Source organism: Lentibacillus kimchii, assembly GCF_042666895.1.
GTDB lineage: Bacteria > Bacillota > Bacilli > Bacillales > Amphibacillaceae > Lentibacillus > Lentibacillus kimchii.
Genome location: NZ_JBHTGR010000005.1, coordinates 162,757 through 180,935, shown reverse-complemented (window position 1 = coordinate 180,935; position 18,179 = coordinate 162,757). Strand labels below are relative to the sequence as shown.

Annotated in this window: 17 protein-coding genes and 1 other RNA gene; 15 read left to right on the top strand and 3 right to left on the bottom strand. The window is 43.7% G+C overall.

The window, feature by feature from the left end:
- Positions 1-90 precede the first annotated feature (90 nt).
- From ACFQU8_RS03685 to nagE, 4 genes are all read left to right on the top strand, one after another.
- Entirely contained in the window at positions 91-702 is a 612-nt protein-coding gene (locus ACFQU8_RS03685) for an SAM-dependent methyltransferase (protein WP_382357821.1), read from the top strand.
- A 251-nt stretch (positions 703-953) separates the two neighbouring features.
- On the top strand, positions 954-1,448 hold the full coding sequence (locus tag ACFQU8_RS03680; protein ID WP_382357820.1) for a PTS sugar transporter subunit IIA: 495 nt from the start codon (positions 954-956) through the stop codon (positions 1,446-1,448).
- Positions 1,449-1,478: 30 nt separating this feature from the next.
- Positions 1,479-2,297, top strand: coding sequence for a PRD domain-containing protein (locus ACFQU8_RS03675; RefSeq protein ID WP_382357819.1), 819 nt, complete (start codon positions 1,479-1,481; stop codon positions 2,295-2,297).
- 139 nt (positions 2,298-2,436) lie between these two features.
- Entirely contained in the window at positions 2,437-3,921 is a 1,485-nt protein-coding gene (nagE, locus tag ACFQU8_RS03670) for an N-acetylglucosamine-specific PTS transporter subunit IIBC (RefSeq protein WP_382357818.1), read from the top strand.
- A gap of 66 nt (positions 3,922-3,987) precedes the next feature.
- On the opposite strand, the gene ACFQU8_RS03665 is transcribed toward nagE, so the two are convergent.
- The gene (locus ACFQU8_RS03665; protein WP_382357817.1) at positions 3,988-4,749 is read right to left on the bottom strand and encodes an NRDE family protein; all 762 of its coding nucleotides are present in this window, start codon (positions 4,747-4,749) and stop codon (positions 3,988-3,990) included.
- A 348-nt stretch (positions 4,750-5,097) separates the two neighbouring features.
- Between ACFQU8_RS03665 and ACFQU8_RS03660 the strand changes: the two genes are divergently transcribed.
- From ACFQU8_RS03660 to ACFQU8_RS03610, 11 genes are all read left to right on the top strand, one after another.
- Complete coding sequence (locus ACFQU8_RS03660; protein WP_382357816.1) at positions 5,098-6,513, top strand: MDR family MFS transporter; 1,416 nt, start codon at positions 5,098-5,100, stop codon at positions 6,511-6,513.
- A 90-nt stretch (positions 6,514-6,603) separates the two neighbouring features.
- On the top strand, positions 6,604-7,224 hold the full coding sequence (locus ACFQU8_RS03655) for a 3'-5' exonuclease (protein ID WP_382357814.1): 621 nt from the start codon (positions 6,604-6,606) through the stop codon (positions 7,222-7,224).
- A gap of 61 nt (positions 7,225-7,285) precedes the next feature.
- A complete protein-coding gene (locus tag ACFQU8_RS03650; RefSeq protein ID WP_382357812.1) occupies positions 7,286-7,885 on the top strand; it encodes a short chain dehydrogenase in 600 nt (199 codons plus the stop codon).
- 95 nt (positions 7,886-7,980) lie between these two features.
- Positions 7,981-8,202 (top strand): YdbC family protein, encoded by a 222-nt coding sequence (locus tag ACFQU8_RS03645; protein ID WP_382357811.1) that lies wholly within the window; start codon positions 7,981-7,983, stop codon positions 8,200-8,202.
- 94 nt (positions 8,203-8,296) lie between these two features.
- Complete coding sequence (gene sppA, locus ACFQU8_RS03640) at positions 8,297-9,289, top strand: signal peptide peptidase SppA (RefSeq protein WP_382357810.1); 993 nt, start codon at positions 8,297-8,299, stop codon at positions 9,287-9,289.
- A 12-nt stretch (positions 9,290-9,301) separates the two neighbouring features.
- Positions 9,302-9,769 carry an RDD family protein gene (locus tag ACFQU8_RS03635; RefSeq protein ID WP_382357809.1) on the top strand — a complete coding sequence of 156 codons (468 nt, stop codon included), beginning with the start codon at positions 9,302-9,304 and terminating at the stop codon, positions 9,767-9,769.
- 103 nt (positions 9,770-9,872) lie between these two features.
- The gene (locus tag ACFQU8_RS03630) at positions 9,873-10,013 is read left to right on the top strand and encodes a small, acid-soluble spore protein L (RefSeq protein WP_382357808.1); all 141 of its coding nucleotides are present in this window, start codon (positions 9,873-9,875) and stop codon (positions 10,011-10,013) included.
- Positions 10,014-10,081: 68 nt separating this feature from the next.
- Positions 10,082-10,268: non-coding RNA, 6S RNA (gene ssrS, locus ACFQU8_RS03625), on the top strand.
- A 118-nt stretch (positions 10,269-10,386) separates the two neighbouring features.
- Positions 10,387-11,535, top strand: a complete 1,149-nt coding sequence (locus tag ACFQU8_RS03620) for an AI-2E family transporter (RefSeq protein WP_382357807.1) — start codon at positions 10,387-10,389, stop codon at positions 11,533-11,535.
- Positions 11,536-11,667: 132 nt separating this feature from the next.
- The gene (locus ACFQU8_RS03615; RefSeq protein WP_382357806.1) at positions 11,668-13,908 is read left to right on the top strand and encodes a YhgE/Pip family protein; all 2,241 of its coding nucleotides are present in this window, start codon (positions 11,668-11,670) and stop codon (positions 13,906-13,908) included.
- Positions 13,909-14,130: 222 nt separating this feature from the next.
- On the top strand, positions 14,131-14,931 hold the full coding sequence (locus ACFQU8_RS03610) for an alpha/beta hydrolase (RefSeq protein WP_382357805.1): 801 nt from the start codon (positions 14,131-14,133) through the stop codon (positions 14,929-14,931).
- A gap of 94 nt (positions 14,932-15,025) precedes the next feature.
- On the opposite strand, the gene ACFQU8_RS03605 is transcribed toward ACFQU8_RS03610, so the two are convergent.
- The gene (locus ACFQU8_RS03605; RefSeq protein WP_382357804.1) at positions 15,026-17,020 is read right to left on the bottom strand and encodes a S9 family peptidase; all 1,995 of its coding nucleotides are present in this window, start codon (positions 17,018-17,020) and stop codon (positions 15,026-15,028) included.
- 161 nt (positions 17,021-17,181) lie between these two features.
- A complete protein-coding gene (gene dat, locus ACFQU8_RS03600) occupies positions 17,182-18,048 on the bottom strand; it encodes a D-amino-acid transaminase (protein ID WP_382357803.1) in 867 nt (288 codons plus the stop codon).
- Between the last annotated feature and the right edge of the window lie 131 nt (positions 18,049-18,179).

The window sequence follows — 18,179 nt, the reverse complement described above, 5'->3', positions numbered from 1 at the left end:
TGCTGTGCTGGATGGATCCTCTGTATGTATCATTAGATGCCGCATCATGGTGATCCCGCCACGATTATTATCGTTTAAAGGAGTTCGGTTATGAAGGAATACCGTTATGACAAGTTATTAAATATCAAAACCCGCCGAAAAAAATGGATACATGCAGACCTGCATCATAACCCCTATGAACCGACACCCTATCATGCGCTGGAAACGTTATGTCATAATTATCATATTACGAGTCATGATCAAATCGTGGACTTCGGCTGCGGAAAAGGTCGTCTGAATTTTTTTAGTCATTATTATTATCAGGCGTCTGTCACCGGTGTGGAAATGAATTACAAACTTTTTAAAGAAGCTATTAAAAATCGCTATCGTTATATGGAGCAAACAAAGCAGGCTACCGACCCTATTTCCTTTCATTGCTGTTTAGCGGAAGACTACAGAATTGATCCGGCAGATAACCGGTTTTATTTTTTTAATCCCTTTTCGATTCAAGTGTTCAAGCAGGTGGTTAATAATATTCTGCATTCGGCTGCGCAATCCGCACGGGAGATTGAACTGATTATGTATTATGCATCAAACGCATATATTAGGTTTCTGGATGGTGAAACTGCTTTTGAACGGCAAAAGGAGATCGTACTGCCGGAGATGATTAATCGGGATCCCTATGAACGGTTTAACATTTATCGATTGACGGGTACTGAATAAGGTTGATGCTGACTGATGACAAGTGCTGAGCGGTTCTTCATGTGACTATTTTTTGAAATTATGGATTGTCATTTAAAATAAAGCGTGATAAACTAAAAATAACTGGATAGATGACACATGTTACTGACATGATTAGGCATAGTGGTATATTACAAGGGGAAAGGGCGCCTTGTTTGCCGCTATATCTTTTTTTCTGCCTGCGTTTGAAGATTCATCCAGCGAATCAGCATCCCAGAGAAGGAGTTTTCGTTATGTTTAAAAACTTATTTAAGAAGGGCAATTCGAAAACAGAGATGGTAGCGCCTGTCGCTGGTGAGCTTATCTCACTGGAAGATGTGCCCGATCCAGTTTTCAGTCAAAAAATGATGGGTGATGGCATCGCGATCAAACCGTCCGATAACCAAATTGTAGCACCAGTGGATGGTGAGGTTGTTCAGTTGCCAGAGACGAAACATGCTGTTGGACTGCGGACAGAAGACGGCATTGAAGTTCTGGTTCATATTGGGCTTGAAACCGTCTCCCTTAATGGTGAAGGTTTTACACCGAATGTGAAAACAGGGGATCAGGTCGCTAAGGGTGATCCGCTTATGACCTGTGATTTCGATTATATTCGTGAGAACGCTTCAAGCGATATCACGCCGGTTGTTATCACGAATGGCCAGGATACTGATAAGACATTTACGATGACGGAAGAAAGCAACGGAAAAACAGGCGAAACGGTGATTATCACGGCGTCAGAAAAGTAGCTACGCAATGTGAAAGGGAGCGTGACCCGGATGACGATCCGAAAAATATTAAATAACAATGCCGTCATTGTTTGGGATGAAGACGAAGAAAAAATTGCGATCGGTTCGGGCATAGGCTTCAATAAACAAAAACATGACGTGGTAAATCCCCGAAAAATCGAGAAATTGTTTGTACTGAAAGAGAATGAACCATTACAGCAGCTATTGCTCCGAATTCCGGAAAAACACTTTATTGTGTCAGAAGATATTATTAACCATGCTGAACAACAGCTGAAGACGGATTTAAGTGATCATGTCCTGATCCAGCTTGCTGATCATATTTCCTTTGCTATCGAGCGTGAACAGAATGGCATTCAGCTGCAAAATGCCCTTTTGCGGGAGATTAAGGTGTTATACCGGCAGGAGTTTAAGATTGGTTTATGGGCTCTTCAGCATATTGAAACAGAGATCGGTATAGAAATGCCTGTGGATGAAGCGGCGTTTATTGCACTGTATCTTCATACAATGAAAATTGGAGGGGGTGATATACACGAAACGGTGCGTCAGACAACGATTGTTCAGAACATGGTGCAAGAGATCAGGAATTGTTTAAATGTTGTTATTGATGAGACGGACATTGCTTATGAACGGCTTGTGACACATTTGCAGTTTGCCTTAACACGAGCTAAAGATCAAAATAGTCATGTTATGGATGAAGACATGTTCAACATGATCAGACAAAAATACGATGCCGCTTATCAATGTGCTATGCATGTCGCTGAGGAAACAGAAAAGACACATGGTATTAGCTTGCCTGAAGAGGAACTTGGATACATTACACTGCATATTGAACGCTTGCGAACGCACTAATAGTATCGAATTCAAACAGTAAGATAACGTTAATATTTAGATTGTAATCGGATTCACCAGATGATTGTACTTCTTGCCATAAATCAGGCATGATTGTGGGTTCGTTAAATTTATCAAATGAATACAGGGGGGAATAAACATGATGAAATATCTGCAGAAGCTTGGTACGTCTTTAATGCTTCCTGTCGCAGTACTGCCCGCTGCCGCGCTTCTAATGGGTATCGGAAACTGGATAGCGAGCGCTGATGAAAATAATGTCATCGCCAATTTTCTCACAAATGGCGGTGATGCCATCCTCGGTCACTTGGGCATTCTGTTTGCTGTTGGTGTTGCTATCGGGATGTCTAAAGATCAGCATGGCTCGGCTGCATTAAGCGGACTTGTTGCCTATCTGGTAACCACAACAGTTCTTGGCGTCAGCGGGGTTGCTGGACTCCAGGGGATTGAGGAGAGCGCGGTTGATCCTGCTTTTGAAAATACTAAAAACGTTTTTATCGGGATTCTTTCAGGTCTCGGAGCCTCTATTATGTACAACAGATTCAGTCACGTGAAGCTGCCCGACGCACTTGCTTTCTTTAGCGGGAAGCGTTTAGTGCCGATCTTGAGTGCGGCACTCATGATGGTTGTTTCAGCTATTCTTTTCTTCGTATGGCCTGTTGTCTATAATGCATTGGTTTCGTTTGGCCAGTCCATCGTTGATCTGGATGCGGTTGGTGCCGGATTATACGGCTTCTTTAACCGTTTGCTCATTCCGACTGGTCTGCACCATGCCCTTAATAATGTGTTCTGGTTTGATGTGGCTGGCATTGATGATATCGCCAGTTTCTGGGCCAGTGAGGGCACAAAAGGAATTACCGGCCGCTACTTGGCTGGATTCTTCCCAGTTATGATGTTTGGTCTGCCTGCTGCTGCTTTAGCGATGTATCATACAGCTAAAACAAAACGGAAAAAACAGGCTGCGTCACTGCTGATGGCTGCTGCTTTCGCTTCATTTTTTACGGGTGTTACAGAGCCACTGGAATTCTCATTTATGTTCCTGGCACCTGCATTGTATGTTGTACACGCAGCCTTAACAGGGCTTTCATTATTTGTAGCAGCGTTGTTTCAGTGGACGGCCGGATTCAGTTTCAGCGCCGGTTTAGTTGACTACGTTTTAAGTCTCGGTGTGCCAATCGCAAACAAACCGCTTATGCTCATTCTGCAGGGTCTCGTATTTGCGGTGCTTTACTACTTTATATTCCGCTTCTTAATCAGTAAATTCAATATGAAAACACCAGGACGTGAAGATGACGAGCATGTAGAAGAAGAGGAAAGTGAAGCGACAGAGACTGAGGCTGCAGGTACTAAGGAAGATGCCAGTGCTTCCAAAAAGGATAAGACAACGGTTATGGCTGAGACCATTTATGAAGGTCTCGGCGGTGATGACAACGTCCGGAGTGTTGATAACTGTGTATCCCGCTTAAGACTGGAAGTTGATGATATGAACAACGTTAACCAGGCTAAAATCAAAGAAGCCGGAGTACCGGGCATCAATGTTGTCGGCGAGCATAGTATTCAGGTTGTTGTTGGAACACAAGTACAATTTGTAGCCGATGAAATCCTTAGAATACGGCAAAGAGAATAGCGTCGTATAAAAGCGAACAGCTGAATGCTGTTCGCTTTTATTAGAGTCTGGAAAACGCTCAGAAGTTTAACCGATTGTAAATGAAAATGGCTTTTCTATTTTAAAAGCCCCATTCTGATAGGTTCGTTCCGCAAATACAGCATGATTATTCCGGTCAATAAGCAAAACAGTTGAAGAACGGGTTCCATAACCGGATGTCTTAATAAAGATTGGTGAGAGCTGCCGATCAACATGAGTGATCTCTGATTCAGGCAAGTCGTTATCTGCAGCTTTTTCCGTATCAGACAAGATGTTAAACAACGGCTCGGTGGCCACATGCCTATGCTGGCCTGTATAGGCTGCCAGCCTGCTTGTTCCTTTCGATACTTTTGGCCATGGAGTATCCAAAAATGCATTGCTCAGTCCGTGAGTACCTTGTGAAACAGTCGCGATGTTGTTTTCAATATTGTTATAATATACGAGGTGATCGGGTGTTCCGGCGATTATATTAAAACCGGCATACCTATCCTTTGTTTCCTGCAGGCACAGCAAAAATTCGCTGGCCGACATGGTGTCATTGAGGAAATCCTTAACAATCGTTCCGCGTGATTCTGGATAAGTTTGATTGTCATTTGCATTTCGGCAGTTGGTTAATGCTGCAAATCGGCCGGTTTTGGTAATACCCAGCCAAGTCCCCATTCCCAGCAAATCTCTTCCAGCCAAAATGTGTGGATGGTCCTTCCAAAATTGAGCTGGTGCAGTAGGGCGCTGATGGAATTCGTCACGATTGGCAGCAAGAATTAATTTATATTGTGGATGGCTATGGAATTGAAAATTAATAAGACACATATTACCCCCCCTTTTTCCTCATTATAACTTTCAGCGTTAACCGTTCCTATAGATAATAACCATTCTTTGTGCGTTTTCTGTCCTTCAGTTAATAATTTCTTCTTTTATGTCAAAACGATAATTGCTAGAATTGTCGATGTGATTGCGCGCCTGCTGGGTTTTACTTTCTTCATTCATCTCCTCAATGCTGTTTTTCCAGTATAATGCGCATGTTGTGCTACCATGTGCACATTCATTTTATGATCAAACATAGTCTGCTATAATTAGCTGGTATGTTTCAACGTTGATTTGTTCCCGAGCAGATTGTGGGAACTTGTTTTATTTAATCAAAGAAAGAAGGTTCGTTATATGTCTGAAAATCAAGCGCTAGAATACTCACAATCGAAGGCAAAGCGAACGACACTCATGCTTGTGCTCATTTCGGGGGCATTTGCCGCCATCTTAAACCAGACGCTGTTGGCGACAGCGGTGCCGCGTATTATGATTGATATGGACCTTACAGAAAGTACGGCACAGTGGCTGAACTCCGTTTTCATGCTTGTTAACGGGATTATGATACCTGTTACAGCGCTGCTTGTCGGGCGTTTTACGACCAGACAGCTGTTCCTTTTTGCTCTGGGTTTATTTGGCGTGGGCACTGTTATTTGTGCGATCGCACCATCTTTCTTTATATTGATGGCTGGCCGGGTTATTCAGGCAGCCGGAGCCGGCATTATTATACCGTTGATGCAGACAATTTTAATGCTTCTCTATCCTGTGGAAAAACGCGGATCGGCCATGGGCATGTTCGGGCTTGTTATTGCCTTTGCGCCAGCGATTGGTCCTACCTTATCAGGCTGGCTGATTGACCATTACCAATGGCGTGTTCTGTTTTTAATCATTATCCCAATTGTAATTATCGATGTTATCGTTGCGTATTTTCTGCTCCGTAATGTCACCGAACAGACTTTTCCGAGAGTGGACGTGCCATCCATCATCATGTCAACACTCGGTTTTGGCGGTCTGCTGTACGGGTTCAGTGCTGCTGGAACAGATGCAGGCTGGGGCAGTCCGCAAGTGATTATTGGGATCATAGCTGGTGCTATTATCCTGACTATGTTTATTCTCAGGCAGCTTAAACTTGAAGAGCCGATTCTGGAATTCCGGATATTTAAGTACAATACGTTTGTGCTGGCAACAGCTCTTGGCATGGTCGTCTTTATGGCTATGATCGGTGCTCAGACTGTCCTGCCGATTCTGATGCAGAATATGCTGGGCTTCTCGGCATTGCAGTCAGGCATGGCGCTCTTGCCGGGTGCTGTCGTTATGGGTATTATGAACCCAGTAACCGGGCGGCTGTTTGATAAGTTTGGCGTCAAATATCTAGCGCTTATGGGGCTGACCATTCTGGCGGTAACGACATTTATGTTCTCAACGCTGTCACCGGATACCTCATTCGCCTATATTGCTATTCTGAATGCGGTACGGATGCTTGGTGTGGCAATGGTATTGATGCCGTCCACCACAGCAAGTCTCAACGAATTGCCGAATAAAGTGATGCCGCATGGAACAGCCATGAATAACACAATGCGTCAGATTTCTGGTGCTGTCGGTACAGCACTGATGGTAACGGTTATGTCCAATGCGGCACTGCCGGATCAAGGCGCATCAGGGCAAATCCATGGTGTGAATATATCCTTTATCGTTGTCGGTTTGATTGCGGTCGCCGGTATCGTTTTGGCCTTGTTTATGAAAAGTCCGCGAAGCAGCAAAAATGCTGGTTAGTCAGAAGAAAACTTCCGTCATGCAAATTGCTTGGCGGAAGTTTTTTGAAACAGGCGTTAATACGTCAGTTAGTATTAGCAGGAGAGAGGAGTGAGGTTAGTGCGATTTACAGCGATTGACTTTGAAACGGCTAACGCAAGCCGCAGCAGTCCCTGTGCAGTTGGACTGGCTGTTGTGGACGACGGTGTCATTGTCGATGAATTTTATAGTCTGATTAATCCGCTGATGACTTTTAGTTCATTTAATATTGGGGTACATGGTATTACAGCAGGAGACGTGTCGGACGCGCCTACCTTCGCCCAATTGTGGCCCACACTGGAGAGCTATTTGACCCAGCAAATGGTTGTGGCTCACAATGCCAGTTTTGATATGGGCGTCCTGCGGCATACACTGGATGCCTTTAACCTTGCCTATCCAGTGATGAACTATCTTTGTACATGCAATATCTCCCGGATTGTCTGGCCTGAGCTGTCTAACCATAAATTAAATACAGTTGCCCGTAAGCAGGGGATTCAATTTAATCATCACCATGCTCTGGAGGATGCCCGGGTCGCTGCAAAAATCCTGACAGCCGCTTTCAGGACATATGATACGGCTGAAATGGATATATTTCTAGAGAAGTGTCACCTGTCAAAAGGAAGAATTAATCAACAAGGATATGTTCCGCCGCGAAAGAAAAGCAAGAGAAAAAGCAGATCCATCTATTTATAACGGTTTCCTGTCCTTTTGATAATGTGGCTCGAACTTTTATGAACGAAAGGAGATGATGTGTGTGCGTATACTGGTAGTTGGAGCAAGCGGCACCATTGGCGAGAAGGTAACGGAAAGTCTGGCATCCCGGCATGAGGTGTTTCGTGCCGGGCGGAATGGCGCTGACGTCTCTGTTGACATCATGTCACCGGAAAGTATTTCGGACATGTATAAAACAATTGGCCCTGTAGATGCGGTTATTAATGCATCAGGAGGTGCCAATTTTAAATCAGTTCCGGAATTAACGCCGGAATTGAATGAAAAAGGCATCGAAAGCAAGCTGAAAGGCCAGGTTAATCTTGTTCTTTTAGGTCAGGAATATATGAATGATTATGGAAGCTTCACCCTGACAACGGGCGTGATGATGGATGATCCGATTCCTTTCGGTTCCTCAGCTGCGATGGCAAACGGCGGTATTAAGGCGTTTGTAGCCTCTGCAGCGATTGAACTGCCAAGAGGTATCCGGATAAACAGTGTCAGTCCGAATATTGTTCAGGAATCCTGGGACCGAATTGGCCATTTATTTGCCGGTTTCACACCTGTGCCGGCAGAGCACGTTGCCCGTGGGTACCTAAAAAGTGTGGAAGGCGCACAAACTGGACAGAATTATAATATGTATTAAAATGCAGCTTGTCATTGGGAGCGTCTCCGTTTGTTCAGGAGACGCTGCTGCATCATTCGTTGTTGACTAGCGTATTGATTACAGGAGGAATAACGATGGCTGATATAAACTATGATATTGTCGACCATATTGCGGTATTATCTGAGTCGCCAAAGGGCTGGACGAAGGAATTAAACGTCGTCAGCTGGAATGGACGGGAGCCGAAATACGATTTGCGTGACTGGTCGCCCGATAAAGCGAAAATGGGAAAAGGGATCACATTAAAGAATGACGACTTAGCTAACCTGAAAGCTGCTCTTAATCAACTGAACTTATAAAATTTTATCTGGCTGTTAAAATTTGGGTGAAAATGGTCTAAGATAGACGTATAGCGATTACATAAACTGTATAAACAGAATGGAGGATGTCAGCTTGAACAAAAAACGTTGGATTGCACTCGGAGTTGCAGCAGCTCTTTTAGCATTTTCCCTCTTCTTTCGTTTCACGAGCACGCTGTTTTCAAGTGATGTGGAAACGCTGTTTGATGGGCCGGAAAACCAGTATCAGCAGGAGGTTATTGAAAAGGGTTCTGGTCATAAAATTGCCACGCTGCAGCTTAATGGCACCATTCAGAATACGTCTCAATCGTCGTTGCTGAATGAGGGCTACAATCATGACCGTTTTCTTAAGAAATTGGAGCATGTCGGTGAAGATCAGTCGGTAGACGGGATTATACTGCGTCTCAATACACCGGGCGGGGGCGTTGTCGAAAGCGATGAGATTCATGATGAAATTGTTGAGATTCAAGAAGACCATGACAAACCCGTTTATGTTTCAATGGGCAATACAACCGCTTCGGGCGGCTATTATATTTCCGCTTCTGCTGATAAAATTGTCGCTCATCCAGCCACATTGACAGGCTCGATTGGTGTGATTATGCAAAGCATCAATGTTTCCGAACTGGCTGATGATCTTGGTGTTAATGTGAATACGATCAAAAGCGGCAAATATAAGGATATTATGTCCGAGACGCGGAAGATGACCGATGATGAACGTGATATTTTGCAATCTATGGTTGATGATATGTATGACGACTTCGTACAGGTGATTGTTGATGGCCGTGATATGTCCGAATCCAAAGTGCGTGATCTTGGAGATGGCCGGGTTTATACCGGTGAACAAGCAGCAGACAATGGTCTTGTCGATGAACTGGGCGATTTTGACGATACAACGGCTATGATGGAAGACGATTATGACTGGTCAAATGCGCAGGTCGTTAAGTACAAGTCAAATACCGGTGTTAATAATATGCTTGGCGGTTGGGCGCAAAACCTGCTTCAAAACGATCACACTGACTTGAAAGCTGTGCAGGAACTCTTGCAGCAGTCAGATGGACCGCGCGCTATGTATTTATACTCAAAATAGGGAGGTGCCGTTATGCATGAGTATCAGGAAACTTATACTGAGCCGCCTGCAGCCGATACAAAACGCTATGCTGGATTCTGGATGCGCTTTTGGGCCTACCTCACCGATCTGATCGTTGTCTTCAGTCTTAACGGCATCCTGCTGAGTCCCTTTAAGTTCATCAATGACGGGGATGCAATAGGTATCTGGGACTGGACGGTTGCGGGTATCATTAGCATGGTTGTTCTGTATGTTTATTTCTTACTGATGACAAAATTTTATGGGAAGACATTGGGTAAAATGATCTTCGGCCTTCTGGTTGTCCGTGAAGACAGGCAGCCGCTTAAATGGCGTGATCTGTTTTTTCGGGAAGTGATTGGCCGTTTTATTCATCGTGTGTTCTGGTGGACAAATGTCCTGTATTTGTTCGTTGCTTTTACTGATCAGAAACAAGGTCTGCATGATATGGCAGGCAATACCAGGGTCTTGCTGGACAGGTGATTGTCAGAAAAAGCTCTTTTACAGCGTTACGTTAATCTGGGTTTAGCTGCTAGTCAGCATAAAACACTTGCGCTCAGAAATACTACTGGCAGGAGGTGTTTTTATGTCTGATAAAAAAGATAACCAGAGCAAACAGCAGGTCAAAACGAGTGTAAACAAGCAGGGTCTGGGTGAGGACGTGGCCGACCAGCAGCCGGACAGCCAGCTTGAAGAACGTGCCAAAAAGAAAAACACGAAAATTTAACCCTGGCCGTGGGAACTGGCACGATCAATCGTTTATTGCTATTTGAGTTTTTAAGGTGTATGATATGAATTAAGCTGCATTGTGCGTATCCTATTAAGTTTTAACCTCTGACATATGACTAGGGAGTTTTATATCGGGACTTGGAATGTCGTGCCTCCTTATGAGAGGAAGACAGGAAGGTTCCTGCAAACACCCACTTGGCGAAGTGCGGTTTAAAAACTTTTTAAGTCTGAATACGGCAATTGTGGCTGCTGATGATTTAAAAATAAGCCAGTTCCTTTAGGGATCTGGCTTTTATTTTTAATTGAAACGCTTGCTGTTATGGTATTTTGTCGCCTTATCATTTATAATTTGAGTTCAGAGGAGGGTCATTATGAAAACACTGAGCCGGTTCATGAAATTTATTGGCGGCCGTGATCTGTTTTACGGTCTGACGCTGTTAATTCTAATTGGTGTTACCATCTTTATTTATACAAAGGTGTCCTTTATATTTGACCCACTTATAACGATTGCATCAACCATTTTACCGCCGTTTATTCTGGCATTTATCGCTTTCTATTTATTAAATCCGATTGTGGATTTATTGGAACGATTACATATTTACCGTATTTGGGGCATTGTGATTATTATTCTGGCACTCAGCGGAATCCTTACAGGGTTGATTTTGCTGATGGCACCCGCCGTTGAATCACAGGTTAAAGATTTGGTATCCAGACTTCCAGCTTACGTACAGCAGCTGGGGGAAGGTATTGACAGCTGGCTGCAGCAATCATTTCTGGCCCCATACTATCAACAGGGCTATGCTTGGCTGACGTCCAATTTGAGCAATATATCCAGTCAGGTAGGCAACTATATAGGCGGAGCCGTTGAAGGGTTCCAGAATGTTGCCAGTACGATCACCAGTGTCGTTGCCGTTATTATTACCTTTCCGATTATTTTATTCTTTATGTTAAAGGATGGCGGCCAGTTTAAACGATTTTTCCTGAATTTGCTGCCTCCTAAATATCGAAATGAAGTTAATAAAATTCTGCAGAATATGGATGTCCAGGTTGGCTCCTATATTCAGGGACAAATTATTGTTGCCACATGTATTGGTATCCTCCTCTACATCGGTTATTTGATAATTGGCCTTGATTACGCCATCACACTTGCCATTATCGCTGCGATAACCAGTGTTGTACCTTATTTAGGTCCAATGATTGCTATAACACCTGCCATTATTATTGCGATTGTTGATTCACCAATCATGCTGCTGAAACTGGGGATTGTCTGGGCAGCTGTTCAGTTTTTGGAAGGCAATTTTATCTCACCCAATGTCATGGGCAAAACGATGCAGGTTCATCCGCTCAGTATTATTCTTGTGCTGCTGGTGGCCGGCAACCTGTTCGGTGTCGTCGGTGTCATTCTGGGCATCCCCGGCTATGCCATTTTAAAAGTCATCGTCGTCTTTCTGTTTGAGAAATTTAAAGCACGCTACAACTACTTTTATGGTGACGAATACGGTGGCTACAAAGAGAAATAATGATACCTCCTGAGTAAAAAACGTCAGAACTGTTAGCTTTCCAGTTCCTGATGCACATGGTATAATGATTACATATGTAATTTAGGTAATAGCCAATGCACGAGTGTATTGGCTGGAATGAGGCATAGTCTAATGAAAAACAGCTGGAAAATTTACTCGAAAGACATGAATAATATTGTTAAAAACTGGGTGGCAGCCATGATTATAGGCGGCTTGATTATCCTGCCTTCGCTTTATGCCTGGCTTAACATTTACATGTCTTGGGATCCTTATGGCAATACTGATCAAATTCCTATAGGTGTTGTTAATGAGGACACAGGAGCTGAAGTGCAAGATGAAACGATAGATGTCGGTGACGAACTTGTGGATACGTTAAAAGATAACGATAAAATGGATTGGCAATTTACTGACCGTGAGAAAGCTATGGATAAATTGGAACATAGTGATTATTTTGCTGTTATCTTAATACCGGAAAACTTTTCAGAAAAACTTTCAACGGTCATGGATGATAAACCAGAAAAAGGCAACATTGAATATTATGTGAATGAAAAATCTAATGCAATTGCACCAAAAATTACCGATAAAGGGGCAAGCTCAATTATCGACCAGATGACCGGTCGATTTATTTCGACTGTCAACGGTGTTATTTTTGATATGTTTGATGAGATAGGTCTCGAATTGCATGATCAATTGCCGGATATAGAAACTTTCGAAGATTATATATTTAAGATGGAAGAAGATCTGCCGGAAATACATGATTTAGTTTCTAACGGTTATGATGATACAAAAGAAGCGCAATCGCTTATTAATCAAGCGGAAGGTAAAATTCCGCAAGCTGAAAAAACGACAGAAAATGGACTTCAAACGGTACATGAAACATCATCATTACTGTCAAAAGCACAAAATCAATTAGATGATATGGCGCCAAAAATCAAAAAAGATTTACAAAAAGCCGAAAATACTGCCGGCGACATTAATGATGTTGTTAAAAATGCACAGAATCAGGATATTGATTTCAGTAAGGGACGCGAATTGCAAGAAGATGTTGATAACTTGCTGGACAATGCGACAAATCGTCTAGATAATGTTGAACAATCACTGAAGGATTTGCGCGATATGGATATACCTGAGCCGGATACGGATCCATCTCAAGAAGAGTCCGCTGAAGAAGATTCTTCTGGCAATGACAAAGAAAACACTGATTTTGAAAAGAGACGCGATCAACTAATAGATGATGGTTTAGCGCGTGTCGATACATTACGTGGGGCACTTAAAGAAGCACAGCAAAATGGAGAAAATATCACGTCATTTGTAAAAGATAAAAGAAAAGAAGTTGATAAGATATTATCAAATATAGCAGATGTCTCAGGAAATGCTGAAAACCGGATTGGGGACTTTTTGAGAGAGTATAAGGAAACGATTGAGCCTGAAGTGAAAGAAAAAATAGGTCAGGCGCAGGGTACTCTGGGCAATGCGGATAATATACTGACAGATATTCAATCCACAATACCTGAGGTTAAAAATGTGCTCAATAAGACAGAAAATCATATTGACGAAGGGCAGGATTATTTAACAACGATCCTTAATAAATATCCTGTTATTCATGATAAGGTCAATAAAGTAGCTGATAATATCCGTGATGTTCAGGATGATACGGATATCAATCAAATCATTGATTTATTGCGCAACGATTCTGAAGCGGAGAAAAACTTCTTTGAAGAACCGATTAAATTAAATGAAAATGAAGTATTCCCTGTCCAAAACTTTGGTGCAGGCATGACACCTTTTTATACAGTGCTTGCCTTCTGGGTAGGCGGTCTTCTTTTGATTTCCTTACTGGCAACTGATGTCAATGACCGCGAAAATTTAACTGGACGCGAACAGTACTTTGGAAAATTGTTTTCATTTATGACATTTGGCCTATTACAATCCCTTATTGTCACTTTGGGCGACTTATACATTCTTGGTGTTGAAATGGCTCATCCTGTGTGGTTTGTTTTATTCGGACTTTTCATTAGTATGGTTTTTGTCACTATTGTCTACACGCTTGTTTCCCTGTTTGGTGATGTCGGTAAGGCTATGGTTATTGTTCTGCTCGTTCTGCAGCTTTCAGGAGCAGGCGGAACTTATCCAATGGCTTTAGTACCAGAATTCTTCCATGTTATTCATCCATACCTGCCTTTCACTTACGCTATTGATCTCATGCGTGAAGCAGTAGGCGGTATTATATGGCAGACAGTATTTACTGATGCTGCTGTTCTTGCAGCGATTGGGATAGGTGTCCTTATACTTGGTACGCTATTTAAAAATGTGCTCAATAAACATACAGACCGTTTGATGAAAAAGTCACGGGAAGCGGGACTGTTTCATTAACATGTTCTCTTGCCATGATCCTGTATAATGTATATGAGGATTATGAAGAAAAGAGGGAATCAAGTGAAATGAAAAAAGTGGCTGAAGATCCTAATCGGAATTGTAAGTCTCGCTTTTATTATAGATATTGCAGCCAGCTTCTTCTTTTATCATTTAGCTATTGACCGAAATGAAAAAGACTTTTTACAGGGAAATAAGGACTTGGAAGTGTCCCCCGAAACGATGGATGAACTGTTAAATGGTGACTGGCGGACATGGGTCGACCAGCAGAATTTTGATGAATGGACGCTTGACTCGCGTGATGGCCTGGACTTAAAGGGCTATTTTCTGGAAGCAAAAGAGCCATCAAATAAAGTTGTTGTTATGGCGCACGGCTATCTCGGAGGCGCGATGGACATGGGGTTATTCGGGCAGTATTACTATGAACAGAAAGGTTATAACATCTTCACAGCAGACGCGAGAGGGCATGGATCAAGTGGTGGTGACTATATTGGCTTCGGGTGGCCTGACCGCTTGGACTATCTTGACTGGATTCATAAGATTATTGACACATATGGTGATGATACAGAAATTGTCCTACACGGCATTTCCATGGGTGCTGCGACAGTTCTGATGGCCGCTGGTGAGGATTTGCCGGATAATGTCAAAGCAGTTATTGCTGACAGCCCCTATACGAGTGTGAGCGACTTGTTCAGCTATCAGATAGGCCGGATGTTCCATTTGCCTGCCTTTCCCTTTATTCCTTCAACAAGTCTTGTGACGGAATTGCGGGCTGGTTATTCTTTCAAAGAAGCCTCAGCACTGGATCAGGTCAAGAAAGCTGATGTTCCGATTCTGTATATTCACGGGAATGATGACACGTTTGTACCTGCGCGAATGTCCAAAACGTTATATGATCATACGAAAAGCGAGGCAGAACGCATGACGCTTGACGGTGCGAACCATGGCGGGTCATTTATTGTAGCTAAAGATAAATACATCACTAAACTGAATAGCTTTTTGGCTGATTATGCAGGCTGGTGATAGAAGGGGACTGGGACGCCAATTAAAATCCGAGCAGGTTCGTTGTTAAATGGATCACTTAAGTTTTGTCCCAGTTCCGCTTTTGAATTAAAATTTATAGATACTGTTCAAACCAGCGGGTGATATGACGCAACCGCTCGATGCGCATCTCTGGCTTGCCATTTCGGCTTAATTCATGATTGGCATCTGGGAAGCGGACAAATTCGGTGTCTTTTTTCATATGCTTTAAAGCGACAAACAGCTGTTCACTTTGTTCGATTGGACAGCGGTAGTCTTTTTCCCCGTGCACAAGCAATAAAGGTGTCTGCACATTTTCAGCGTATTTCAGCGGTGAGAAATTCCACAGAGCAGTGGGATCTTCCAGCAAATTCTTGCCCTGTTCCCATTTGGTAAAGAAATAACCAATATCACTGACCCCATAAAAGCTGAGCCAGTTGCTGATGCAGCGCTGCGTGACAGCGGCCTTGAACCGGTTGGTATGGCTGACAATCCAGTTGGTCATAAACCCGCCATAACTGCCTCCGGTTACGCCGAGACGCTGATCATCCAGAAAATCATATCTCTCAAGCACACCATCGACAGCAGTCATCAGGTCTGTATAATCTTTACCGCCATAATCGCCGCGACAAGCATCAACAAACGCCTGACCATACCCGTAGCTGCCACGCGGATTGGTGTACAGCACGGCATAGCCTTTAGCCGCAAGCAGTTGCATTTCGTGGAAGAAAGTCTTGCCATACATCATATGCGGACCGCCATGGATTTCCATAATCATTGGGTATTGCCTGCCTTCCTGGAATCCATATGGCCGCAATAGCCAGCCTTGAATATGCCAGCCGTCGTCTGCTTGAAACGTCAATGTTTCCGGTTCACTGAGTTCAACACTGTCCAGAAACGTGCGATTGGCATCAGTTAACCGCAAGAGATTGTTCTTGTCATCCAGTTGATAGAAGTCACCAGGATTGACAGGTGTGCTGATACCCAGAATGAAGGTGCCCGATTGACAGGCAAAATCAAAGACATGGTTGTCCGCTGCATAGATGGTTGTTAAGTCACCATCAAGACTCGTTTGATAGAGACCGGTTGTGCCATGGCTGGATGCGATAATCAGTAAATGTTTTCCGTCCTCTTGCCAGACGGGGCCGTTTTCGGACTGGCCCATGCGTGTATCACCGATCATGACATCGCCAAGCTGCATATCCCAGCTTTGACTAGGGCATGTGCGGTAACCAGTCGCTGCATCAAACACATATAATTCGTTTAAAGTGGCCCCATCGTAAGCAAATTCATGACCCAGCGAGGCGATTTTCGCACCGCTCGGTGAGAAGCGGGCATTCCCATACTGACCTTTTCCGTTCGTTAGGGAGGTCATGGCTTTTGTTTTCAGATCCAGCAGATAAAGGTCATTGGTCTGTTCGTAATCGCTGTTTTCACTGAAATTAGCACTGACTAACATTTTTTCCCCGTCTGGTGACATATCTTCAAAGCTATGATCTGTATCAGCAGACGTCAGCTGTTCAAATGTGTCATGCTGGATATCATAACGAATGATCTGTGTCCGTTTGCCATCATCGAAACCGCCGGCGTCCGATTTATACTGCAGTCGATTAATGATAAGCGGCTGTTTGGACCCTGTTTCCTCCTGCTGGTCAGCTTCACTGGAAATCGCTTGATTGACTGCTTCATCACCCTGTTCCAGCGGGGCACTAAACATAATATAATGCCCGTCCTTCGACCACTCTGGGCTGACTGCGCCATGTTTAAACGTTGTCAGCTGCCTTGCTTCCCCGCCATCTGTATGCAGCAGCCATAATTGCGCGGTGCCTGTGCGGGTTGACTGGAAAACAACTTGTGAGCCATCTGGCGAAAAACGCGGATGACTGTCTTTGCCATCAGCGAATGTCCATTGCCGCGGGTTTTGTTCCGCAAGCGATTGGAAAAACAGGTGCGATGTATAGCCGTCCTGGTCATTAGCCCCTGTCGAGACAAAGGTATAACCGCTTCCATCCGGTGTCAGCTGTGAATCACTTAAAATAGCGATTCTTTGCAAATCTTCTGCTGCTAATGGTCGTTTTACTGTATCAGACATATTGAAAGCCTCCTCATAAAAATGTAAATTTTCCAATAATTATAGCTGAAAATTAATGCTGTTTTCAAGCGAATCTTAACGCGTCACTTCATAGCTACAGTGTTGATCATAAACGTTTTCAGATAATAAGGCAATAAAAAGCCTTTTGAAAATTCAAAAGGCTAGGAAGTCACATTCGATATTTGAGCATCTGCTTCATAAGCCGTTTGCAGCTGGCGGGTTATGCTGCCTGGCTGGCCGTCAGCGATTGGTTTTCCGTTAACCATAACAATAGGCATCACTTCCGATGTACTGCTGGTGAGAAATAATTCATCAGCATTTGCAATCGCCTCAGGTGAAAAGGCCTCCTCAGTCAGCGGATACTCTAAATCAGCAGCAAACTGTTTTACACGCATGCGCACACAGCCGTTTAGAATCTGGTTTGTGGCTGGATGTGTGTAAATGTGATGATCTTTGACGAGATAGAGATTGGAGGAACTGCCCTCAGTAACACGTCCATCCCGCTCGAGTATTGCCTCGAAACAGCCATTTTCCTGGGCTTCTTGCTTAGCCAGCACATTTGGCAGCAGGTTCAGACTTTTAATATAGCAATTTTCCCACCGGATGTCGCGTTGTGTAATGGCTGATACGCCGTTAATGATCTCTTCCCGTTTACGCGGCATATCTTTAACATACGCATAAACATTAGCAGGGGTATCAGCGGCAGGGAAAGCATGCGTCCTTGGCGCTGAGCCGCGCGTTGCTTGTAAATAAACAATCCCGTCCGTTGTCATAGCGTTTTTCGCCAGCAATTCCTGCAGCTGATTTGTAATCGTCTGTTTGGAAAATGGCAGTTGAAGCTTAATGGCAGCAGCAGAGCGGAATAAACGATTCACATGTTCGGTGAGCAAATAGAAGGACCCCTGATAAATGCGGATAACTTCATAGATACCATCACCAAACTGCAAGCCTCGCTCTTCAAATGGATAGGTCAGGTCGTCACGTTCAGTGAAATCTGTCTGTGACAGAATCGTTTGATAAACTGACACGTTAATCGCCTCCTTTATCGTTATTTTATACGGAGGTGTTTGGTCTGTAAAGGATCTTTCGGCCCAGATCCAGTCATATGCCAGGCGGGTGAGGCATCTGTTCTAGTGGGTTTTCCGTAAATTCGTTGTTA